This window comes from Burkholderia sp. BE12 (assembly GCF_002959955.1).
Classification (GTDB): Bacteria; Pseudomonadota; Gammaproteobacteria; order Burkholderiales; family Burkholderiaceae; genus Burkholderia.
This window is the reverse complement of the sequence record NZ_PREY01000084.1, coordinates 1-812: the sequence shown is the minus strand read 5'-3', so window position 1 is coordinate 812 and position 812 is coordinate 1. Positions and strand designations below refer to the sequence as shown.

Annotated in this window: 1 protein-coding gene; it reads right to left on the bottom strand. The window is 67.7% G+C overall.

What is annotated here, in order from left to right; all coding sequences use genetic code 11:
- On the bottom strand, positions 1 to 812 hold an 812-nt coding region (locus tag C4B30_RS35010; RefSeq protein ID WP_158683597.1), incomplete at both ends, for an efflux transporter outer membrane subunit.

Genomic DNA, 812 nt, shown 5'->3' with positions numbered 1-812 from the left:
AGCGTCGGGCTCGCGGTGCCGAATGCCGCGGTCAACGAGATCTTCGGGAAGAACGCCGCGCGGGCCGCGCCGATGTTCGCGTTCGCGGCCAGCAGCGTCTGCTCGGCCTGCATCACGTCAGGACGACGCGCGAGCAGATCCGACGGCAGGCCAGGCGGCACGTCCGTCAGCAGGTTCTGCGCATCGAGCGGCATGCCCGGCGGCAGATCGTCCGGCAGCGGCTCGCCGATCAGCAGCACCAGCGCGTTCAGCGCCTGCGCGCGGGCACGGGCCTGTGCCTGCTGGTTCGCGAGCGCCGTCTCGACCACCGTCTGCGCCTGACGCAGCTCGAGCTCGGAGCCCGTGCCGTTGTCGAACTGCAGCTTGGTCAGGTCGTACGACGCCTGTGCGGATTTCAGCGTGTCTTCCGTGACCTTCAGCAGATCGTCGGTCGACAGTAGCGTCAGGTATTGATCCGCCACCTGCGACACCAGCGAGATCTCCGACGCCTGCCGCGCGTACGACGTCGACAGGTACTGCGCGAGCGCCTGATCCTTCAGGCTCTGCACGCGGCCGAACAGGTCGAGTTCCCACGATGCCGAAAGCCCGACGTTGTAGACGCGCGAGATCAGCGGCCGGCCAGTCTGCGACACACCGGCCGGATAGCGCTGAATATTCCCCGTGCCCGTACCGTCGAGCGTCGGGAACAGCCCCGCGCGCGTGATCTGGTACTGCGCGCGCGCCGCCTCGATGTTCAGCACCGACACGCGCAGGTCGCGGTTGTTCTTCAGCGCGATCTCGATCAGCCGCTGCAGGCGCGGATCGACGAAGAA